Source organism: Nonomuraea sp. CA-143628 (assembly GCF_050942315.1).
Classification (GTDB): domain Bacteria; phylum Actinomycetota; class Actinomycetes; order Streptosporangiales; family Streptosporangiaceae; genus Nonomuraea.
In genome coordinates this window covers 1,855,020-1,876,534 of record NZ_CP192072.1, presented here as the reverse complement: position 1 = coordinate 1,876,534, position 21,515 = coordinate 1,855,020, and the positions used below count along the sequence as shown (strand labels likewise).

Genomic DNA, 21,515 nt, shown 5'->3' with positions numbered 1-21,515 from the left:
GGTGCGCCTGCGCTTCTCCCGCGGAGTCATCACCATCGCGGTCATCGTTCTGCTGCTCGCGGTGGGGATCTCCGTCGGCCTCTATCACCTGCTCAAAAAGACGGAGCCGCTGGCCGTTCCGGAAGCCCACTGCAGCGTCAAGACCCCCGTGGGCGACCGGGATCTCGACATCGAGCAGGCCCAGATATCGGCCACCATCGCGGCCGTCGCGGAGCGCCGCAAGCTGCCCGAGCGGGCGGTGGTGATCGCCTACGCGACCGCGCTGCAGGAGTCGAAGCTCTTCAACCTCGACTACGGCGACCGCGACTCCGTCGGCGTGTTCCAGCAGCGCCAGTCGCAGGGGTGGGGCAAGCGCAAACAGCTCCTCGACCCCGTCTACGCGACCAACCGGTTCTTCGCCGCGCTGGTCAAGGTCAAGAACTACCGGAAGATCCCGCTGGCGGACGCCGCCCAGGCCGTGCAGCGCTCGGCGGGCGGCTACGCCTACGCCCAGCACGAGGAGGACGCCAGGATCCTGGCGGCGGCGTTCACCGGGCGTGTCCCCAAGGCCGTGCACTGCTGGTATCCACCGCCCAAGACGGGCACGCCCGCTCCCCAGGCCAAGACCGCCGAGGCGCGGCGCCAGCTCGTCCGGGCGCTCGGCGACCCGTCCATCTCGACGCGCAAGCGCGGCTGGCTGATCGCCGCCTGGTCGGTGGCCCACGCGCAGAAGTACGGACTCAAGCACGTCGGTTTCAACGGCGCCACCTGGACCAACGACATGAACCTGGAGGGCTGGCAGTCGGGCGGCAAGGCGACCGACAGCAAGGTGGACATCTCCTAGACGGATCCGCCTAGGAAGTGGCTCGGCTGACGATGCTGATCGAGCCGGGCGGCAGCGGCCTGGCGTAGCTGGCCGTCCACCTGGCGCCCTGGATCCGCTCGAAGGAGAGCAGCCGCCCGTCGGAGGCGCGGTAGTCGGCGAAGTCGAGCAGGCCCCGCTCGGCGTTGCCGGTGTTGCCCTCCGACCTGAACGCGGCCGTGCCCCGCTCGATCGGATGGAACTCGACGCCCTCCATGATCAGCATGCTCTTGGCGGGCACCATGCCCTCGGTGGGCACCTCGGTCCAGATGAGCACTTCCAGGTGCGACGGCTCGCCTTCGGCCTGCCGCACCTGCACCGACAGCCACTGGATGCGGCGGGAGCTGTCGCGCAACCGGTATTCGACCCACTGCGTGCCCTGCCATGAGATGTACATGGCGCCGAGCACTCGCGCGGGCGATCCATGAACCTCTATCCGGTCACCGACCTTGATGGTGCGGGGATCGACATAGTCGGATCCGGTGTACCCGGACATGCTCACCGGTGCCGGCAGTGGGGCCTCGGTGGCCGCGATCTCGACCGGTTGTGCGGTCGCGCGACCCTTCCTGTCCTGGCGCATGGTGGCCAGGAAGGCACCCAGCAGCAGGAGGACGGTGGCGATGCTCAGCCCGAGTACGACCACGAAGGTCATGCTCATCGATCAGCTCGCTCCACTCGCGGTCTGCCTCAGCAAACGCCGTTATCAACTTATGTGTGCCCTGCTTCGCGGGGATCCTACTGGAGGCGGCGCACCGCCGCACTGATGCGTTCATCAGTGGCGGTCATGGCGATGCGGATATGCCGCCCACCTGCCGATCCGTAGAATTCCCCCGGAGCAACCAAAATACCGATTTCGGAGAGCTTGCTGACCTGTTCCCAAGAACTGGTCCCGTCCGTCGCCCAGAAATACAGCCCGGCGGTCGAGTGCTCGATGCTCCAGCCCGCCTTCTCCAGCACCGGCCGCAGCTGGAGACGCCGCCTCGCGTAGCGCTCACGCTGCTCCTCGGCGTGCGCGTCGTCGCCCAGCGCGGCCGTCATAGCGGCCTGTACGGGGGCCGGCATGAGCATCCCCGCGTGCTTGCGGATCTCCAGGAGCCGCTTGACCAGAGCCGGGTCGCCGGTCACGAACCCGGCGCGGTATCCGGCCAGGTTGGAACGCTTGGACAGCGAGTGGACCGCGAGCAGCCCCTCGTGGGAGCCCTCGCAGACGTCGGGATGCAGGATGGAGACGGGTCGCTCCTCCCAGCCCAGCTCGATGTAGCACTCGTCGGAGGCGACGACCACGCCGCGCTCGCGCGCCCAGGCCACCACCTTGCGCAGGTGCTCGACGGGCAGCACCCGGCCCGTGGGATTGCCGGGCGAGTTGACCCAGACGAGGTCCACGTGCTGGGGGCCCAGCGCGAGCAGGCCGTCGGAGGCCGTCGCCTCCGCTCCGGCCAGCCGGGCACCCACGTCGTAGGTGGGATAGGCCAGCTCGGGGAAGACGACCCGCCGGGCGCCCAGGTAGCTGGGCAGCCAGGCGACGAACTCCTTCGAACCGATCAGCGGCAGCACGTCGCTCGGCTCGACGGTGACCTCGTGCCTGCGGCGCAGCCAGCCGGCGGCGGCCTCGCGCAGCGCCTTCGTCCCGTGGGTGAGCGGGTAGCCGGGGCTGTTGGCGGCCTCGACGAGCGCGCTCTGGACGAGCGGCGGCACCGGGTCGACGGGCGTGCCGACCGACAGGTCGACGATGCCGTCGGGGTGGGCCAGCGCACGCGCCTTGTACGGCTCCAGCCGGTCCCAAGGGAAGTCGGGCAGGTTGTTCACGGTTCTCCAGGTTTCAGGCGTGCACGTCTCCACCTCTCAGGCGTGCGCGCCGTACGCCCGGCAGCGGGGCCCGCCGTTCGGGCGCCCCGCTGCGGGGGACGGGCTAGTGCTCTTCGGCCTGCGGCGGCAGCGCGGCGATGACCGGGTGGTCCTTGTCGATCTTGCCGACCTTGGAGGCGCCACCGGGCGAGCCCAGGTCCTCGAAGAAGTCGACGTTCGCCTTGTAGTACTCCTTCCACTGCTCGGGAAGGTCGTCTTCGTAGAAAATGGCCTCGACGGGGCACACTGGCTCGCAAGCGCCGCAGTCCACGCACTCGTCGGGGTGGATGTAAAGCATGCGCTCGCCCTCGTAAATGCAATCAACGGGGCATTCCTCGATGCACGCCTTGTCCAGGACGTCCACGCAAGGCTGCGCGATGACGTAGGTCACCTCGAGCTCCTTCTCTCCGCACCATGGCATGACTCTGACGGCGGTCTGCTAGCCCTAGTATTGCCGTGCTTGCCAACTGGCCGAAACGGAGGGTGGCAAACTCGTGGCCGCTCGCCTCGTGATCGCGATCACAACCGCTGACGTCGGCGCCCGGATCACCACCCGCAGACGGGTTCCGGAAGGCTTCCGTGACGCCGTCGGGATTCTCGAATCCTGGGACGGCGGCGTGCTGCGTGTCCGCAAGAGAGACGGCACTCTGGTGGAGATCTCCGAAGAGGTGCTGGTGGCGGCCAAGGTCGTTCCGGCCGCGCCTCCTCGACCTGAACGAAAGTAACGGCGAGTATTCGTCGTGTGACCGTACGTATCTGCGCCGCCGTAACCGTCCTCATCGCAAGCGCCGGATGCGGCGCGTCGTCGTCCCCGGCCGAGAAGCCGCTGCCGCCGGTGAACGTCAAGGCCGCCTCCATGAAGCAGGGTTTCACGACCCTCGACAACCTCGCCGCGACCGCCAAGCGGGAAGGCTCGCTCACCGTGATCGGGCTTCCCCGGGACTGGGTCAACTATGGCGCGATCATCGACGCCTTTACCGACAAGTACGGCATCAAGGTCAACGAGCTCGAGCCCGGCGCCAGCAGCCGGCGCGAGATCGACGCCGCTGCCCAGCTCAAGCCCGACGTGTTCGACCTCACCCTCGACGTCGCGGTGGCCGATGCCGCCAAGTTCGCCCCGTACAAGGTGCAGGGCTGGCAGGACCTGCCCGATCACATCAAGGATCCCGCGGGCGCCTGGTACGGCGTCTACGGCGCCTACATGTCGCTCGGCTACGACCCGCGCAAGGTCCCCGCCCCCGCCTCCTTCGCCGATCTGGCCGCCAAGCCGGGCTACCTGGTCGCGCTCGACGGCGACCCGCTGCACTCGGCGGCGGCCTTCGACGGCGTGATGGCCGCCTCGCTGGTGTCGGGCGCGCCACAGCCGCAGCGCGGCGTCGAGCTGTTCGCGAAGCTCAGGCAGGCGGGCCGGCTCACCGATCCGGCCAAGGCCAACGTGATCGTGGACTGGGACCACCTCAACGCCGCCCGCAGCGCCCGCGACGCGGAGGCGTGGAAGGTGACGATCCCGCGTGACGCGCCGCTGGGCGACTACCACGTGCAGGCGATCAGCAAGGACGCGCCGCATCCGGCCGCCGCCCGTCTCTGGCAGGAGTTCCTGTTCTCCGACGAGGGCCAGAACCTTCTGCAGAAGGGCTGGGCTCGCCCCGCCCGCGGCGAGGCGATGCTGATGCGCGGCACGCTCGACGCCGAGCAGGCAGCCAAAATGCCCGCCGCCCCCGGGCCGCCGGTGCTCCTCACGATTCCGCAGACAGATGCCGGAAAGTCCTACCTCAAGAAGCGATGGACGCAAAGTGTGCGATGAGACCATTGTGACTTGATATGTCGCGGAGACAATCAACCTCTAAAGTGAACAGACAGCACGGCCACAGGGGGCCCTTGTCTGACGAATGAGAGCTGATCGTCTTGCGATACGACACACCGAGCTTGGAGCGGTGGAGCAGTCGCGCCTACGACGGCAGTTTCGGCTACGTCTCGACGCAGGGCGCGCCCCTGGTGGACCTGCTCGATCCACGGCCGGGAGAGCGCGTGCTCGACCTCGGCTGCGGCACCGGGGTGCTGACCGCCCAGATCGCGTCGCGGGGTGCCGACGTCCTGGGGATCGACGGCTCCCCCGCCATGATCGAGAAGGCTCTGGCCCTCTATCCGGGTGTCGACTTCATCGTCGGCGACGGGCACGACTTCAGCGTGGCGCTGGCCTACGACGCCGTCTTCTCCAACGCCGCGCTGCACTGGATGAGCCGCGACCCCGTCTCCGTCATCGCCAACGTGCACGAGGCGCTCTCGCCCGGCGGCCGGTTCGTGGCCGAGATGGGCGGCGCGGGCAACTGCGCGGAGCTCACCGCCGCCATGCACACCGCCTGGCGGGAGTACGGTCTGCGCGAGCCCGACCTGCCCTGGTACTTCCCCACGCCCGCCGAGTACGCCCGCCGGCTGGAGCAGGAGGGCTTCGTGGTCCGGCTGCTGGAGTACTTCGACCGGCCGACGCCGCTCGAGGAGTGCCCGCAGGGGGCCGCCGACTGGGTACGCATGTTCGCGTCCTCGGTCATCGAAGGGCTGCCGCAGGACATCGTCAAGCCGCTGCTCCAGCGGGTGAACGAGCTCGCCGCACCCGCTCTGCGCAGGGAGACGGGCTGGATGGCCGACTACGTCCGTCTACGCTTCGCCGCCGTCCGGCGCTGATACGTAGTGGATGATGCGTGGGGGAGTTTTGCCGGACTATGGTCTGTTCGTGGGCGGCGGAAAGAGTGGCGGAGAGAGTAAGGCTGCACCGCTGACGAAGTTGAGGAGCCTTGCGACGACACGGCGGCGTGAGGGGCTGGTGAACGGAACGGGATGAATTTCTGCCTGAGCGACCTCGTACCACCGTTGAGGTGGAGCGACGCGTCCACGATCACGCTGCTCACCGGGCAGCCGGAGCTTCCGGACGCCTGGTGGCGCAGCCTGCCCATGCCGCTCGTGCTCGCGGCCATCGGCCCCGAGCCTCTGGCCGAGCTGCTCACGGAGATCGCGCTTGAGCACTGGCCGGCCGCCGCCGTGGGCGACGTGCTGCCGGCGCTGCACGTCCTGGATCCGGACGAGGCCGACGAGCCGCAGGTGGCGATCGCGCTGGACCGCGCCGGGTCGTGGACGGGGCTGCTCGCGCTGACCGGCAGGGAGCTGGTGGACCAGCCGTTCATCCAGGCGCGTCCGGTGCTCAACACGCTGTTCTTCGCGGCCCTGGTACACCTCGCGCCCCAGCTCCAACGCCCTTCGACGCCGGTATCCGCCCTGCCCCTCGCCGCCCACGCGCCCGAGGCCGTGCCTGTCGCGCTACCGGTAGAGGCGCCGCCGGTCGCCGAGGAGGCTCGCGTCTCCGAGCGGGCCCCGATCGCCGAGGAGGCGCCGGAGCGCGAGGAAGCGCCGGACGCCGAAGAGGCGACGTCCGCCGAAGAGACGGTGGAGCCTCAAGAGGCGCAGGAGGCCGAGGACGCGGCGGGGGCCGAGGACGCGGCGGAGGCCGAGGACGCGGCGGAGGCCGGCGAGCCGGTGCTCGACGCCGACGACGAGCCGGTCGTGGACGAGGCCGCCGAGCCAGAGACCGAGCACGAGTCCGAGCCCGTCCTGGACGCCGCCGACGAGCCCGCGTCTGAGCCGGCCGCCGAGGAGGCCGCCGCGCTCGAAGCCGAGGGCGCGGAGCCGGAATCACAGGACGCCGAAGCCGCGCCTGAGCCTGAGCCCGCTCCCGAAGAGCCGAAACCCAAGTACGACACACCGGACTTCGAGGCGGCCGAATCGGAGGAGCCGGAGCCGGCGGAGCCCGCAGGACACGAGCTGCCCGAGCTGATCGAGGCCGCGTTCGCCGGTCTGGACGACAAGAGCTGGGCCGTCGCCCAGAACCGGGTCTTCACCGACCAGCCGTCCGCCGTGGACCAGCTCGCCAAGCTGTTCGCCGTGCCGCCCGCCGACATCTCCGCCACCGAGACCGAGTTGCGGGCCCGCCTCGGCCAGTGGCTGGCCAGCGAGGAGGCCGCCCCGTACCGGGCGCATCTGGACGAGCTGCGCCGGACGATCGGCCCGGCCGCCCCCAGGGACCAGCTGATCGGCGCGGCCGACTGGCACGCCCTGGAGATCCACGCGCTGGAGGTCCCCGCCTGGCAGTTCGTGCTGGCCACGCTGCCGTCGGAGGCGCCCGCCAGGCCGTCTGAGCCGCCGGCTCCTCCGGAGCCGCAGATCATTGAGGTCCCCCCGGCATCCGCGTTCGCCCAGGTGCCGCCGATGCCGTCGCCGCCGCCGGGGACGCCGCAGTTCCAGGCGTTCGCTCCGGCCGAGGTCGTGGTGGGCGAGGGCAACGGCGCCTCGAACGAGCCGGCCAAGCCGTACCAGCCGCTGAAGGACGTCTCGCAGACCAGGCGGTGCTTCCGCCAGCCGGACGGCCGGTGGTGGCTGCGGATCGACGTGACGGCCGAGCAGCTCGGCGGCGGCGAGTGCGCGCTGCCCACGGGGTTCGCCACGTACCTCGGATTGTCGCCGGGAGAGAGCAGGACCGTGCGGAGCGCGGCCGGCGAGCTGACCATGGTCTGGCACGGCAGGCCGGTGCTCGAATCCGTCGAGCGGCTGCTCGCGGACGTCGGTGCGAAGGAGGGCGGGCACCTGTTCCTCACGCTGTCGGACGAGGGCGTGTTGCGGGCCAGGCACCTGCCGGTGGCCGCGCAGGGGGCCGAGAAGATCACCAAGGCGCTGCGCCTGGTCGGTTACACCGCCCCCGGCGGGACCCGCGACCAGGCCGCCAGGGTGATCGCCACCAGGATCGGGATGACCGGACCCGTCGGACTGCCCGACCTGCTCACCAGGCTCCGCGAACGCGGGGACCGCGACCTGCTGCAACTCTTGGACTGAGCCGTGCCGCGGCTGGCGATCGCCCCGGACTTCCCCCGGGACCTCAGCGCACTGGCACAGCCGGTGCGCAGGGACGCCGTGGTCGCACTCCGCCGCCTGCTGCTGAACGTCTCGGGCGCTCCGCACCCCGAGCGGGTCAGGGGCGCCAGGGACCCGCGGATCGCGACGCTCCGCCTCACTTCGGGGCATCGGGGCGTGGTGGTGCGTCAGCGGGACGTGTACTGGCTGCGTACCGTGCTCCCGGATCCCGAGGCTTGGTCGTACGCGCAGCGCTACCGCTACGGGATCAACCCGGTGATCGGCGTCGTCGAGGAGTGGGACGCCGAGGCGCTCGAACGGGTCGAACCCGCGTTACGGCGGTCGGCGAGTGCTTCGGGGTTATTCGCCCCGATCTGCGATGGTGATCTGCTCGCGCTGGGCATCGACGTACGCGCGCTGCCGCTGGTACGGCTCATCAGCAACGAGGCCGACGTGGAGGCGCTCGAACCGCTGCTCCCCCCGACCCAGCACGTGCCGCTCGCGGTGCTGGCCCGAGGCGGCACGCTCGCCGAAGCCTGGCGGGAGCTGGACGCCTGCCGCGCCACGGACGAGGACGCCGACGGCATCGATGTAAACGACTTCCACGCGGCGCTGCGCCGCAGCCCGGACCGGGCGGTGTTCGCCGCCGACAAGGTGGAGCTGGAACGGATCCTCGACGCGCCGGAATGGTGCGCGTTCCCGCGTCCGGAACAGCACCGGCTGGCCCGCGCCGCGCGCTACGAGCACCCGGTGCTGGTGATCGGCGGGGCGGGCACCGGCAAGACGATCATCGCGCTGCACCGGGCGGCCCATCTGGCCGCGCACGGGAGCGGACCGGTGCTGCTGGTGACGTACTCGCAGGGGCTGGGCGAGGACCTGTCAGACCGGCTCGACCGGCTGATCGACGACGGGGTGACGCGCAAGCGGGTCGACGTGGACAACGCCGAGCGGCTGGCGATGCGCATCGTGGCCAGCGCCGAGGGCCAGCGTCCGGCGCTGATCGGCCCCGGCGCGCGCACGCTGGCCGAGCTGACCGACGAGGCGCTCCGGCTGCTGTCGAGGGCCACCGGCGACCTGCTCGACGACATCGAGCCGGGCCGCAAGCCGTACCGGCACGTCGTGGTGGACGAGGCGCAGGACATCAGCCCGTCGCAGTGGCGGCTGTTGCGGGCGGTGGCGCCGCGGGCGCACGACGACCTGTTCATCGTCGGCGACCCGCACCAGCGGATCACCGACACGCGCGTGACGCTCGGCTCGGTGGGCATCCCGGCCCTGCAGCACACGCTCAAGGTGTCCTACCGGCTGCCGCACGAGCTGCTGTCGTTCGCGGTCCGGCTGCGCGGCGGCGGTCCCGTCGACGGGCTGGTCAAGGGCATGTCCCCGCTGTACGGGTTCCGCGCGCTGCGCAACGGCGAGCGGCCGGTGCTCAGGGCGTACGACTCGCCGGAGGCGGAGCTGGCCGGGCTGGTGGCCACAGTCGCCTCCTGGCTGGACGACGGTGTCCCGGCCGATGAGATCGCCGTCGGCGCGCGCACCTCGAAGCTGGTCCGTGAGGCGCGCAAGGCGCTCGGGCGGGCGGGCGTGCGGGTGGCGGCGTTCCAGAATCTGAAGGGGCTGGAGTTCGAGCGGGTCGCGCTCATCGGCGTGGCGGAGGGCGTGGTGCCCGAACCGCCGCCCGACGAACCGGGGGCCCGGGCGAGAGCACTGCAACGGGAACGGAGCATGCTGTATGTAGCCTGCACGCGGGCTCGATCCATGCTCTATATCTCCCATTCAGGAAGAGGTAGCCCCTTTCTGTCACTCTGATCACATAGTCTGAACTGCGGATATCTTCCCATTGCCGGTTGGACCTCAATGAACCTCAGCCTGAGCGACCTCGCGCCACCGCTGCGCTGGACTTCTCCTGTGCAGATAGCGCCGATCGTGGAGGAGCCCCAGCTGCCCGAGGCGTGGTGGCAGACGATCCCCCTCGACCGCGCGTGCGCGGTCATCACCACGCAGACCGTGGCGGGCCATCTCGCCGATCTCGCCGTGGCCTGCTGGGGGCACCTGCTCGTCGGCGACATCCTGCCGCTGCTGCGCTTCTCCGACCCCGCCGAGGCCGAGCGCACGCCGGAGATGCTGGGCAAGGACGTCGTGCAGAAGCTGTTCAGCGGGGTGTTCGAGCGCCTGCTCGAACCTCCGTCGGAGCCGGTCGCCGCGGCCGTGGCCCGGCCGGACAAGCCACTGCCCGAATTGATCGACGGCCTGTTCGCGGCGCTGGACGAGCGGCAGCGGGCAATCGCCCGCGACCGCCTGTACGCCTCGCAGCGGGCCACGCTCGACGAGCTGGCACAGCGCTTCTCGGTCACGCGGGAGCGGATCCGGCAGATCGAACGCGACCTGCGCGACCATGTCGAAGCCTGGCTGGGCGGCCCGGAGGCGGTCTCGCTCGTCGCGCACGTCACCTGGCTGCGCGGCCGCCTCGGCTCGGCCGTACCCGCCGACGACCTGGCCGCGGCCGTGCCGTGGCACCGCGGCGAGCTGCGCACGCTGGGCATCCCCGCCTGGCGGTTCGTCCGCACGCTGCTGACCGGGTACGAGCAGGCCGACGACTGGCTGATCGCGGGCGGCGCGGACGAGCTGAGGGAGAAGACGCGCCAGCTGTTCACCGACGGCCCGCGGCCGATCGCCGAGGCCGTCACCATGGTCACGCAGCTCGGCATTCGCGAGGACGTGGCCGAGCGGTGGATCCTGGCCGTGCCGCAGCTGCGCGTGCTGGACCAGCACGTGGTCCCGTGGCCGCGCAGCATCAACGAGAAGGCGGAGGCGGTCCTGGCGGTGGCCGGGCGGCCGATGACGCCGGAGGAGATCCAGGAGCGCATCGGCGAGGACTACAGCCTGGTCGGCATCCGCAACCAGCTCACCGCCGACGAGCGCTTCCGCCGCGTGGACCGGAACAAGTACGGGCTGACCAGATGGGGCGGCGACGAATACCTGGGGATCAGGGAGATGATCGCCAGGGAGATCGAGCGCGCCGGTGGCGAGGCGTCGGTCAGCACAATCGTCTCGAACCTCACCTCCCGCTACGACGTCAGCGAGAGCTCGGTACGCGCCTACTCGGGCGGTCCCGGGTTCGAGCGGACGCAGCGGGGCTGGATCCGGGTGGCGGGCACCTCGCCGACCGGTGAGGCCGAGCCGTACCAGCCGCGCAGGGACGTGTCGGAGACCCGGCGCAGCTTCCGCAGCCGCGACGGCCGCTGGTGGCACCGCGTCGACGTCAACGCCGAGCACCTGCGCGGGTCGGGGTCGCCGCTGCCGACGGGGTTCGCGGCGTACCTGGGGATGGCTCCCGGCGGGCAGCTCACGGCCGCGACGCCTTCCGGGGACGTGGTGGTCAGCTGGCACAACCAGCCGACCATGGGATCCATCAGGAACGTACTGGCGGACTTCAAGGCCGGGGAGGGCGACCACGTCTTCCTCACCGTGTCCGACGGGGGCGAGCTGCTGACCCGCTACCTGCCCGCGGCGGCTCCGGGGATGCCGCCGTTGAACCGGGCGCTCTATCTGATCGGCTACACCGCTCCGGTCACCTCGGAAATGGAGGGGCTGCGGCTGATCGGGGCACGTATCGGACTGCCGGACACGGCGACGCGGGACGAGGTGCTGGCGCGGCTGCGGGAGCGGGGGGACCGGGACATCGTCGGCTTCCTGGGCGGCTGACTGTTCGGGCGTCTCTTTGGGCGCGTCTGGGGTTCCATCGTCGGCGGTTCCATCGTCGGCGGTTCCATCGTCGGCGGTTCCATCGTCGGCGGTTCCATCGTCGGCGGTTCCATCGTCGGCGGTTCCTCGGAGGTTTTCCTTGAAGGTCGGGGGCTAGGCTCGGGGGATGTTGCGGATCTACGACACGCGCGCCAGGCAGGTCGAGGAGATCGCCCCCGCCCGCGCCATGCGCATGTACTCCTGCGGGCCGACGGTCTATCGCCACGCGCATGTCGGCAACCTGCGTTCCCAGCTGCTGTCCGACCTGATCCGGCGGGTCCTGGAGCGGCAGCGGGTCCGCATGGTGGTCTGCCAGAACATCACCGACGTAGGTCATCTGGCCGACGACTCGGAGGCCGGCGAGGACAAGGTGCTCACGCGGGCGCGGGCCGAGGGCCGCTCGCCGCGTGAGCTGGCCCGCTACTACGAGGACGCCTTCAAGCGGGACACCGCCGCCCTGAACATGCGGCCGCCGGAGCACATGCCCCGCGCGAGCGAGACGATCGACCTGATGATCGAGCTGATCGCCAAGCTGATCGAGCGGGGACACGCGTACGCGCTGCCGGACGGAGCGGTGTACTTCGACGCCACGTCCTTCCCCACTTACGGCGATATTTCCGGCAACCGCCTCGACTCCCTCCGTCCCGACACCACCGACCCCCGCAAGCGCTTCCACGCCGACTGGGCCCTCTGGAAGCCCTCCGACGGCGACCTGTCCTGGGAGGCCCCCTGGGGCCGCGGCTTTCCCGGCTGGCACATCGAGTGCTCGGCCATGTCGCTGCACTTCCTCGGCGAGCGCATCGACCTCCACACCGCCGGCATCGACCTGCGCTTCCCCCACCACGAGGACGAGCGGGCCCAGTCGAACGCGGCGGCCGGCCACGAGGTGGTACGTCACTGGGTGCACGGGGAGCACCTGCTGTTCGACGGACGGAAGATGGCCAAGTCCACCGGGAACGTGGTGCTGCTGTCCGACGTGACCGAGGCCGGCCTCGATCCGCTGGCCGTACGCCTGGCGTTCCTTGAACACCGCTACCGCCAGCAGCTCAACCTCACCTGGGACACCCTGCACGCGGCCGACAGGACCGTACGGCGGTGGCGGACACGGGTGGCGGAGTGGTCGGAGTCGCCCAGCGCGCCGATGGCGGCCGACCACGTACGGCGGGCCGAGTCGGCCTTCGACGACGACCTCGACACGCCGGCCGCGCTGCGTGCGCTGCGGGATCTGGAGCGGGACGAGTCGGTGGCGCCGGGGGCGAAGCTGGAGTCGTTCCTGCATCTGGACCAGGTGCTGGGGCTGGACCTGGCCGTCGAGATCGGGCGGTCTCGACGGCCGGCGTTGCCGCCGGGGGCGGCGGAGCTGCTGGCCGAGCGGGCGCGGGCCCGGGAGGCGGGGGATTGGGCGGCGTCGGATCGGCTGCGCGAGTCCCTCGTGAGCATGGGTGTCCGGGTTTCCGATACGCCCTCCGGACAGGTGTGGGATTGACGTGCTCCTCGCCTGCTACTTACGCATACCGCGTACGCAGCATGAACGCGGACGCTTCACCGACCCGCCTACCCGCAAGTCTCCACGTCCTGTCACCGCCCGTCCGGCGCCGATCACTGCACGCGCCCACACCATCCCGCCTGAAGACGGAGCATCGGCCCGCGTCTCGGTAGATTCCCCCGGCCGCGGTTCGATGTTGAAGCAGTCGGTCTTTCGTTGCCCCTGGCAGGCCGTCCCCATGTGCTGAAACCCCGTAGGCGTCGGTGTTTCAGGAGGGGCTCGTGGGGCGGGAGTAGTGATCGTGGGCTGTCAGAATTGAGGGGCTGCGCGAGAGATGGAGGTCTTTGTGAGGTTGCGGCCCTACGCCTGGATGCCCTGGCCGTTCCGGTGGCTGGCGCGGGCATTGACCGTGGTCCTCGTCCTCGCGCTGGTGCTCGCCGGGGTGCTCGTGTACACGGTGCGGCGGTCGTTCCCTCAGGTGGACGGAACCGTGCGGCTACCCGGTTTAACCGGGAATGTAGAGATTTATCGCGATAAAGCGGGAATTCCACAGATCTACGCGGACACGGCCGAGGATCTGTTCATGGCGCAGGGGTTCGTCCACGCGCAGGACCGGTTCTGGGAGATGGACTTCCGGCGGCACGTGACCTCAGGGCGGCTGTCGGAGCTGTTCGGCAAGGCGACGCTCGACAACGACAAGGCCATCCGGACCATGGGCTGGCGGAAGGTGGCCGAGCAGGAGCTGCCCGAGCTGGGCGAAAGCACCCGCCGCTACCTCGACGCGTACGCCAAGGGCGTCAACACCTGGCTCCAGGCCAACCCCAACGCCTCCGACCGGAGCCTCGAATACTCGGTGCTCAAGGTACAGAACGGGTCCTACAAGCCCGAGCCGTGGACCGCGCTCGACTCCGTCGCCTGGCTCAAGGCCATGGCGTGGGACCTGCGTTCCAACATGGAAGACGAGATCGACCGCGCTCTGGCGCTTACCAAGCTGCCTCGGGCCCGGGTCGAGCAGCTGTACCCGGATTATCCGTACGACAGCCATATGCCGATCGTCACTCAGGGCACGATCGCCGATGACCGCTTCGACCAGCGCGACCGGCTGCCCGCACGCGACACCTCCATGCGCGGCACCACAACAGACGGCACCACAACGGACGGCACCACTCCACGCGACACCGTTACGGACGGCACCGCTCCACGCGGCACTACTCCCCGTGGCACCACGACCCGCAAGACCACGCCACGCGGCACCACGCCGCAGGAGACCACGACACCAGGCCAGGGCGCGGCCAGGGCGCTCGCCCAGGCCGCGAAGGCGCTCGACGCGGTGCCCGGCACGATGAGCGCCGCTGACCGCGAGGGCATCGGGTCGAACTCGTGGGTGGTCTCCGGCGAGCACACGGCCAGCGGCAAGCCCTTGCTGGCTAACGATCCGCACCTGTCGGCGCAGATGCCGTCCGTCTGGTACCAGGTCGGGCTGCACTGCCGGAAGATCACGGAATCCTGCGCGTACGACGTGACCGGGTTCAGCTTCTCCGGCGTTCCCGGCGTGATCATCGGCCACACCGACAAGATCGCCTGGGGCTTCACCAACCTGGGCCCCGACGTGGCCGACCTGTTCCTGGAGCGGGTGAAGGGCGACACGTACCTGTACAAGGGCGAGCCGGTGAAGCTGGAGACCCGGCAGGAAAAGATCAAGGTGGCCGGCGGCGACACGGTCACGCTGAACGTCAGGAGCACCCGGCACGGCCCACTGATCAACGAGGTGATGGGCGACGTCAAACCGAGCGACGGCGCGAACGCCGTGGCCCTCCAGTGGACCGCCCTGACGCCCGGCACCACGGTCGACGCGATCTTCGCGCTGAACTCGGCCACCGACTGGCAGGAGTTCCGCGCCGCGGCCGCGCTCTTCGACGTGCCGGCGCAGAACCTGGTGTACGCCGACACCGAGGGCCACATCGGCTACCAGGCACCCGGCCGGATCCCCGTACGCCAGAAGGGCGACGGCACATGGCCGGTGCCCGGCTGGACCGGCGAGTACGACTGGCGCACCGCCCCCATCCCCTACGACCAGCTGCCCTCCATGGAGGACCCCTCCGACGGCTACATCGTGACGGCCAACAACGCCGTCATCGACCCCAGGCAGTACCGGCCGATGCTGACCAAGGACTGGGCGTACGGCTATCGCTCCCAGCGCATCATCGACCGGCTCAACCAGGAGCTCGCGAAGGGCAAGGTCGACGCCACGACCATGTCCAAGATCCAGCAGGACACCCAGAACGGCCTGGCCAAGACCCTGGTCCCCGCCCTGATGCGGGTGCCTCTGGCGGGTCCGGCCGTACAGGCCAGGCAGTCGCTGAAGGACTGGGACGGCTCACAGGGCGTCGACTCGGCTCCCGCGGCGTACTTCAACGCGGTCTGGCGGCAGCTGCTCAAGCTGACGTTCGATGACGACCTGCCCGCCGGTGCCAGGCCGAGCGGCGGGGACCGCTGGTACGAGGTGATCAAGCGGCTGCTCGAAACCCCCGACGACCCGTACTGGGACGACACCACGACCAAGGGCCGTACCGAGACCCGCGACGACATCGTCCAGCAGGCACTGGCCTCGGCCTACCAGGAGGTGTCCGACCGACTCGGCACGGACGTCGCGGCCTGGCGCTGGGGCGACCTGCACCAGCTGACGCTCACCAACGGCTCACTTGGCACATCAGGCATAGCGCCCATCGAGGCACTCTTCAACCGCGGCCCGTTCGAGGTACCGGGCAGCAAGGACGCTCCGAACGCCACCGGCTGGAACGCGCAGCGCGACTACGCGGTGACTTCGGTACCGTCGATGCGGATGATCGTCGATCTGGGCGATCTGGACAAGTCTGGATGGATCAACCTGACGGGGGCTTCGGGGCACGCGTTCCACGACAACTACTGGGACCAGGCACCGCTGTGGGCGAAGGGACAATTACTCCCGATGTACTCGAGACCGGCAACCGTCAAGAAGACCGCCGTCCACACCTTGCGCCTCACTCCTTGACCAGGGGCCTCGCCCCTTGACCAGGCACCTCGCCCCTTGACCAGGCACCTCGCCCCTTGACCAGGCACCTCGCCCCTTGACCAGGCACCTCGCCCCTTGCTCCCTGTGCTGGTGGGGTGCTCCCAAACCTCTGTGCCTCACATAACCTCTGTGCCTCATCCCCTGACCTGGCAGCTACGACCACAGCCGTATCTGGAATCAAGACCCTGGGCTGACGCCCACACCCCCTCCCCCACGTCACCATGGCGAACATGACTCGCCTCTGGTACCTGATCGGACTGCTCCTGATCGTCTCCGGGCTCGTCCACCTGGGCGTGCTCGTGCTCGACGGTGGCCCGTGGGACGGCCCTGTGTCGTGGCGCAAACCGTTCACGTTCGGGGTCTCGTTCGGGTTGAGCGTGCTTTCGCTCACCTGGGTGTCACAGTTCATCCGGCTACGCAGGCGCAACGTCCTTCTGGGCGTCTTCGCCGCGGCTTCGGTCGTGGAGGTCGCGCTCATCAGCGTGCAGGCGTGGCGCGGCGTGCCCTCGCACTTCAACATGTCCACCGACGTGGACTCGCTCATCGCCAGAACCCTGGCCGCCGGCGGCTTCACCCTGATCGCCGTAGCGATCTTCATGACGGTCGGCGCCTTCCGCCCCTCACACCCGAACACGGGCAAGTCGCCCAGCGCGGACCTCGGCGGCACCCCCACCACGGGTCTCATCGGGCCCAGCACAGGTCTCAGTGGGTCGCCCACCACGGATCACACCGGACCCAGCACAGATCTCGGCGGGTCCTCCATCACGAATCTCACCTCACCCAGCACGGTTCCCAGCGGGTCACCCATCGCACGTTTGGCCGGATCACCCAGCATGCGTCTGGCCGTCCAGGCCGGGTTCGGCACGTTCCTGGCGGCGATGGCCTTCGGGGGCATCATGATCGCCCGCGGAGTGTTCGAGGCTATAACCGGCTCCCAGCAGCTCGCCTACACAGTGGCCGGCTCGCTCAAACCCGCCCACGCCATCCTCATGCACGGTGTGCTGCTGCTGCCCGCCCTGGCCTGGCTCCTCTCCCGCACCCACCCGTCCGAGCAAACCCGCCTGCGTGTCGTACGACTGGCGATCTGGACGTACATCACCGTCTCCGCGATCGTCTCGGCCCTGGCCCTCTTCGACATCACCATCGTCAGCCCGTCAACCGCCTCGGTGCTCTGCGCGGGTGCGATCTCAGGCCTGGCCATCGGCGCCCTGACTCTGGGCACCCTCCTCCGCCCACAACCGCACAACCCCCACACATCGGGAGACGAAGGAACGTAACCCCCGCCCGTCGACCCACAGCCCAAACCCCTCAGGAGACGAAGGAACGTGACTCCCCGATCGCCAGATCCCACAGACCCTCTCGTGGCAAGCTCTGGGCGCGCCATGCGGACCGTGCGGCCTCGACCGGCGCCAGCAGCGGCTCCCCCGACAACACGAACGTGCCCCAGTGCATGGTCGCCATCCGCCGCGCCCCGACGTCCAGGCAGCCCCGCACCGCCTCCTCGGGGTTGACGTGCGCGGCCTTCATGAACGAGTGCGGCTCATACGCCCCCACCGGCATGAGCGCCAGATCCAGCCCACCGAACCTGTCCCCGATCTGCGCCAGCCGGTCTCCATAGCCGGTGTCGCCCGCGAAGTAGACCGAGCCGTCGATCACCCACCCACCCCAAAGCGTCTTGCACGTGTCCCAGACAGTCCGCCGGCTCCAGTGGTGGGCGGGTACGAAGTCGAATGTGACGCCGTCGATCGACGTGGACTCCCACCAATCAAGCTCTGTCACCCGGTTGAAGCCACGCCGGTCGAACCAGGTCTTCAGCCGAGCAGGCACAAGGATCGGCGTGTCCCTCGGCAGCTTGCGCACGGTGGGCGCGTCCAGGTGGTCGTAGTGGTTGTGGCTGATCACCACGGCGTCGATCCTCGGCAGGTCGCTCCAGGCGACACCCGGAGGCGTCAGCCGCTGCCGTACACCGGGAATCCTGCGCGACCAAACCGGATCGGTCAGGATCGTCAAACCTCTGATCTGCAGGACGAACGTGGAGTGACCCACCCAGGTGACCATGGTCTCGCCGGTGGCTGCCCGAGGAAGACCGCCGTTACGCAGCACCGGAATCTGGTCGGCGTCACCGATGTCCGGACGGAACGCGCCGTGCCAGGTGACGCTCAGTAACTCACGAAACTCGGGGAGGGGGGCGGTGAGGCGGTCCTTGAAGCTGTCCGGCCAGTGCGGCACTTCGATCGTCTGCGTCATACGCGACGCTCTGCCCTACGTAGCGGATCAGTCACCCAGACCAATCGTGACCTGCGCCCCTTCCCCACCAGAGAGGTACACGGATCGCCTCAACCGCCCCCAACCCCCACTCCACCAGAGGCGTACACGGGTACCCCAACTCCACCCCCCGCCCCACCCGAGGTATGCGCGGATCACCCAACCGCCCCCAACCCGCATCTCCTCCCCACCCGAGGCATACACGGATCGTCCGGCCAACCCCCGCCCCCTCCCCACCCGAGGCGCATATAGATCACTGAAACCAACCATTGCCCCGACCTGGTGAAGCCTGACCAGTGGAGTATGTGGATCACCCCAACCGATCCCGGCCCCCGCCCCTTCTCCACCAGAGGGGTGCGCGTGGGTATCCGCCGTCGTCGAGTCCGGCCAGCCGTTCGAAGACGTTGTACGAGGCTTGGTGCCCGCAGACCACTACAGACACGAGCATGGCCATCAAGTACAGCGGAAGCATCGGCAGACCGACGCACCAAGCCCACTGGGTGGCGTGCCGGCCCTCGTGCCGGATGAGCTGCTCTTCGAGCGAGTCGCGCCTGGTCAGGACGACATTTCCGACGGTGAAAGCCCCGGCGATGGGGAAGCGGTAGCGGTAGCCGAACGCGAGGACGAGGCCGTTGGGCCCACTCTGCCTCGTGGCACCGCCGACGACGGAGATCAGCAGACCGAGCGGGGTGGAGAGATTGACGTAGTTCACCACCCGCCGGAACCGATAGCGCCTGTTCATGCGTTTCAGCCTTGACCAATCTTGACAAGACGGAATAATGATCCGCGTCCTGAAATCTCCCCCAAGAGCAGGATTATGAGATTCACCATCGTGGGCGCGCTGGTCGGCACCATGGCCTTGGCCGGAGTCGGCGGAGTCGCGATCACCCAGACGTCAGCGTCCGATCCCCTCAGTTCCACTGGCCCTCCTCTCCGCGTAGAGGTGGCGTTACCCGCCGCCGCCCCGACGACGACCCCCACCCCTAAAGTCGGGAAGTACACCGCGAAGACGAAGGTCGTCAAGAAGAAGGGCGTCTCGTATCTGGATGTCTCCATCAAGTACGACGGAGCGGCCAGGTTCAGCGTGAAACAGAAGGTCTGCAAGGCCAAGTCGTGCAAGACGACGGCCACCGACCTCCCCGTGACCACCGGTGCCGGCCAGACGAGCAAGAAGATCGGCAAGGGTAGCTACAAGGTCAAGGGCAAACCCGGCATCAAGGTCAAGGTCCTGCCCTGGCCCACCCGCACCGTGACAGCCACCCCAACGGCGACGATCACCGGCACCCCTGGCACCAGCGATTCGGTAACCAATACGGCGACCGCGACAGTGACCGAAACTGCCACAGCGACCGCCACGGTCACCCAGCAGTCCACGGCCACGGTCACTGAAGCCGCCCCAGCTGCCACCGTCACCGCCACGGTCACCTTCACCTGCCAACCCAACACCGCAGAACCGTTGGCCCCCACCGAGACCCCGACAACCCCAGAAACCCCAACAAACTCGGCAACTCCGACAATCTCGGCAGCCCCCGAACCCACCCCGACCCCCACCCCGTCGGTCACGGCGTCGAACACGGTGTCCGAGACAGCGCCCGAAGCAGCGCCCGAGACGGCGTCGAACACAGCGTCCGTGACGGCCACCGAGACGGCGGCATCGACCGAGTCCGCTGCAGACCCGGTTCCCACGTGCCCGCCATCGGCGGGAACGCCGTCGGCGACCCCCACGGCGGAAACACCGGCGTCCACGGACACGGCGTCCGAAACACCAGCACCAACAGAGACGACCCCAGCTCCCGAGGCCCAATAACCCCGGCCCGCCGACCCGGCTCCCTCTCGGGCGCCGGGTCGGCGGTCACCGTGGCACATAGGCACACGGCCACACGCGACCAGACGCACACGCGCACAGGGCTATAGGCAAATGCGCACACGCACAGGGAACACAGGGGCACGGGCACATGGCCACACGCTCGCGCAGGCACACGGGCGCGGGCACAGTCACGCGCGCCGGGCGCACAGGGCTGCAGGAACCTACATTCCACCCACGGGACCCACATTCCGCCCGTAGGGCCGACAGGGCCCATCACATAGGAGCACCGGCCCACGAGTGACCACGGCCGGGGTCAAGAATGCGCACGTCACGGCGCCCAGCCACCTCCACCGGAGGAGCGTGCCCCTGGGCAGAGCCCGACCCCGTGCGGTGGGTGGGGCTCACCAGGCCTGCCGTAAAGGATCGCAAAACGAATCGGCGCCCAGCCGCCTCCACCGGAGGAGCGTGCCCCTGGGCAGAGCCCGACCCCGTGCGGTCGGTGGGGCTCACCAGGCCTGCCGTAAAGGATCGCAAAACGAATCGGCGCCCAGCCACCTCCACCCGAGGAGCGTGCCCCCGGGACAGTCCCCAGTCACACACCCAGGCCAGCCGCAAAAGACTGCTCATAACGTCTTATAGCGGCCCTGGTGGTAAAGCAGCGGACGGTCGTCGGCGCGCGCGCCCAGCGCAGTCACCCCACCCACCACGATCGAGTGGTCGCCGCCTTCATGGACGGAGGTCGTCCGGGCCTCCAACGTCGCCACGGCGTCGGTGAAGAGCGCCACGCCCGACTCGCCCCGATGGTGCGCCCAGCGTTCCAGTTGCCCGTCGAGCTCCCGCCCCCGATGTGCGAAGAACCGCGACGCGTCCTCCATGGAGGCCGGCAGCACCGACACCCCCCACACACCCGCTTCCACCACGGCGTCGTGGAACCGGGCCACCTTCTCCGCGCAGAACAGTACGAGCAGCGGGTCCAGCGACACGGACGTGAACGAGTTCACGGTCATCGCGTGATCGATCCCGTCGAGCCTGGTCGTGACGATCGCGACTCCAGTGGCGAATCGGCCGACCACCTTGCGGTAGATGTCCCGATCGACGTGCTGCTCTGTGGAACCATGGTGCACGATCGCTACTTTATGCCTCTAAGTCGGGTTCCTTGGCTGCTGGCCATGCAACAACCAGGAACCGCCGCCCGACGAGGGCGCCAGCCAGAAGGCCACGACCACCGCCGCCATGCCCCCGTACAGGTAGACGAACCCGGAGGGGTTACCGGAGATCACCAGGTCGCCCTGCGAGAGCCTGAGCGAGAACGGCATGGACACCAGCAGCCACCCGAGCGCCGTCACCGACACCCCGAGGCGCGAACCCATGAGCTTGCCCGCCCCGAAACAGACGCCGAAAAGCGCGAGCAGCCAGCCGATCGCCGAGCCCGGGATCATCCCGACGAACGGGACGGGACCGACGTGCCAAACCGCCTGCGTGAACCCGCCCACGATGCCCATGACCAGCCCCAACACGAACAGCATGCCGTAGGCGGCCCCACCCAACGCCGACTCGGCCTGGCTGCGTTGCTCCATGAAGA

General features: G+C 69.2%; 18 protein-coding genes. 11 read left to right on the top strand and 7 right to left on the bottom strand.

Annotated features, from left to right (window positions below):
* Position 1 precedes the first annotated feature (1 nt).
* Entirely contained in the window at positions 2 to 823 is an 822-nt protein-coding gene (locus tag ACQP2T_RS08740) for a hypothetical protein (protein ID WP_433515671.1), read from the top strand.
* A gap of 10 nt (positions 824 to 833) precedes the next feature.
* On the opposite strand, the gene ACQP2T_RS08735 is transcribed toward ACQP2T_RS08740, so the two are convergent.
* The 3 genes from ACQP2T_RS08735 to fdxA all read right to left on the bottom strand — a co-directional run bounded on the left by ACQP2T_RS08735 (position 834) and on the right by fdxA (position 3,077).
* Positions 834 to 1,499, bottom strand: coding sequence for a DUF4178 domain-containing protein (locus ACQP2T_RS08735; protein ID WP_433515670.1), 666 nt, complete (start codon positions 1,497 to 1,499; stop codon positions 834 to 836).
* A 77-nt stretch (positions 1,500 to 1,576) separates the two neighbouring features.
* Positions 1,577 to 2,647 (bottom strand): succinyldiaminopimelate transaminase, encoded by a 1,071-nt coding sequence (gene dapC / locus ACQP2T_RS08730; RefSeq protein WP_358179323.1) that lies wholly within the window; start codon positions 2,645 to 2,647, stop codon positions 1,577 to 1,579.
* Between the two features lie 103 nt (positions 2,648 to 2,750).
* Positions 2,751 to 3,077: a ferredoxin gene (gene fdxA / locus ACQP2T_RS08725; RefSeq protein ID WP_357944222.1), complete on the bottom strand. Its 327-nt coding sequence runs from the start codon at positions 3,075 to 3,077 to the stop codon at positions 2,751 to 2,753.
* A 103-nt stretch (positions 3,078 to 3,180) separates the two neighbouring features.
* On the opposite strand from fdxA, the gene ACQP2T_RS08720 reads away from it, so the two are divergent.
* From ACQP2T_RS08720 to ACQP2T_RS08680, 9 genes are all read left to right on the top strand, one after another.
* Positions 3,181 to 3,411 carry a putative acetyltransferase gene (locus ACQP2T_RS08720; RefSeq protein WP_357944220.1) on the top strand — a complete coding sequence of 77 codons (231 nt, stop codon included), beginning with the start codon at positions 3,181 to 3,183 and terminating at the stop codon, positions 3,409 to 3,411.
* Positions 3,412 to 3,428: 17 nt separating this feature from the next.
* Positions 3,429 to 4,490: an ABC transporter substrate-binding protein gene (locus tag ACQP2T_RS08715; protein ID WP_433515669.1), complete on the top strand. Its 1,062-nt coding sequence runs from the start codon at positions 3,429 to 3,431 to the stop codon at positions 4,488 to 4,490.
* A 101-nt stretch (positions 4,491 to 4,591) separates the two neighbouring features.
* Positions 4,592 to 5,368, top strand: a complete 777-nt coding sequence (locus ACQP2T_RS08710) for a class I SAM-dependent methyltransferase (protein ID WP_433515668.1) — start codon at positions 4,592 to 4,594, stop codon at positions 5,366 to 5,368.
* A 153-nt stretch (positions 5,369 to 5,521) separates the two neighbouring features.
* Positions 5,522 to 7,564, top strand: coding sequence for a hypothetical protein (locus tag ACQP2T_RS08705; RefSeq protein WP_433515667.1), 2,043 nt, complete (start codon positions 5,522 to 5,524; stop codon positions 7,562 to 7,564).
* Between the two features lie 3 nt (positions 7,565 to 7,567).
* On the top strand, positions 7,568 to 9,388 hold the full coding sequence (locus ACQP2T_RS08700; protein ID WP_433515666.1) for a UvrD-helicase domain-containing protein: 1,821 nt from the start codon (positions 7,568 to 7,570) through the stop codon (positions 9,386 to 9,388).
* Between the two features lie 48 nt (positions 9,389 to 9,436).
* Positions 9,437 to 11,284, top strand: a complete 1,848-nt coding sequence (locus tag ACQP2T_RS08695; RefSeq protein WP_433515665.1) for a sigma factor-like helix-turn-helix DNA-binding protein — start codon at positions 9,437 to 9,439, stop codon at positions 11,282 to 11,284.
* 166 nt (positions 11,285 to 11,450) lie between these two features.
* A complete protein-coding gene (gene cysS, locus ACQP2T_RS08690) occupies positions 11,451 to 12,809 on the top strand; it encodes a cysteine--tRNA ligase (RefSeq protein WP_433515664.1) in 1,359 nt (452 codons plus the stop codon).
* A 370-nt stretch (positions 12,810 to 13,179) separates the two neighbouring features.
* Positions 13,180 to 15,840, top strand: coding sequence for a penicillin acylase family protein (locus ACQP2T_RS08685; RefSeq protein ID WP_433519738.1), 2,661 nt, complete (start codon positions 13,180 to 13,182; stop codon positions 15,838 to 15,840).
* A 251-nt stretch (positions 15,841 to 16,091) separates the two neighbouring features.
* A complete protein-coding gene (locus ACQP2T_RS08680) occupies positions 16,092 to 17,138 on the top strand; it encodes a hypothetical protein (RefSeq protein ID WP_433515663.1) in 1,047 nt (348 codons plus the stop codon).
* Between the two features lie 31 nt (positions 17,139 to 17,169).
* Here ACQP2T_RS08680 and ACQP2T_RS08675 read toward each other — a convergent pair whose 3' ends face one another.
* Positions 17,170 to 18,108, bottom strand: a complete 939-nt coding sequence (locus tag ACQP2T_RS08675; RefSeq protein ID WP_433515662.1) for an MBL fold metallo-hydrolase — start codon at positions 18,106 to 18,108, stop codon at positions 17,170 to 17,172.
* 328 nt (positions 18,109 to 18,436) lie between these two features.
* Positions 18,437 to 18,868 (bottom strand): hypothetical protein, encoded by a 432-nt coding sequence (locus ACQP2T_RS08670; protein ID WP_433515661.1) that lies wholly within the window; start codon positions 18,866 to 18,868, stop codon positions 18,437 to 18,439.
* A 90-nt stretch (positions 18,869 to 18,958) separates the two neighbouring features.
* Here ACQP2T_RS08670 and ACQP2T_RS08665 point away from each other — a divergent pair, with 90 nt between their 5' ends.
* Positions 18,959 to 19,933, top strand: coding sequence for a hypothetical protein (locus ACQP2T_RS08665; RefSeq protein ID WP_433515660.1), 975 nt, complete (start codon positions 18,959 to 18,961; stop codon positions 19,931 to 19,933).
* A gap of 623 nt (positions 19,934 to 20,556) precedes the next feature.
* Here ACQP2T_RS08665 and ACQP2T_RS08660 read toward each other — a convergent pair.
* Both ACQP2T_RS08660 and ACQP2T_RS08655 read right to left on the bottom strand, forming a co-directional pair.
* Positions 20,557 to 21,057 (bottom strand): flavin reductase family protein, encoded by a 501-nt coding sequence (locus ACQP2T_RS08660; RefSeq protein WP_358179311.1) that lies wholly within the window; start codon positions 21,055 to 21,057, stop codon positions 20,557 to 20,559.
* Positions 21,058 to 21,075: 18 nt separating this feature from the next.
* Positions 21,076 to 21,510 (bottom strand): DUF6113 family protein, encoded by a 435-nt coding sequence (locus tag ACQP2T_RS08655; protein ID WP_433515659.1) that lies wholly within the window; start codon positions 21,508 to 21,510, stop codon positions 21,076 to 21,078.
* Between the last annotated feature and the right edge of the window lie 5 nt (positions 21,511 to 21,515).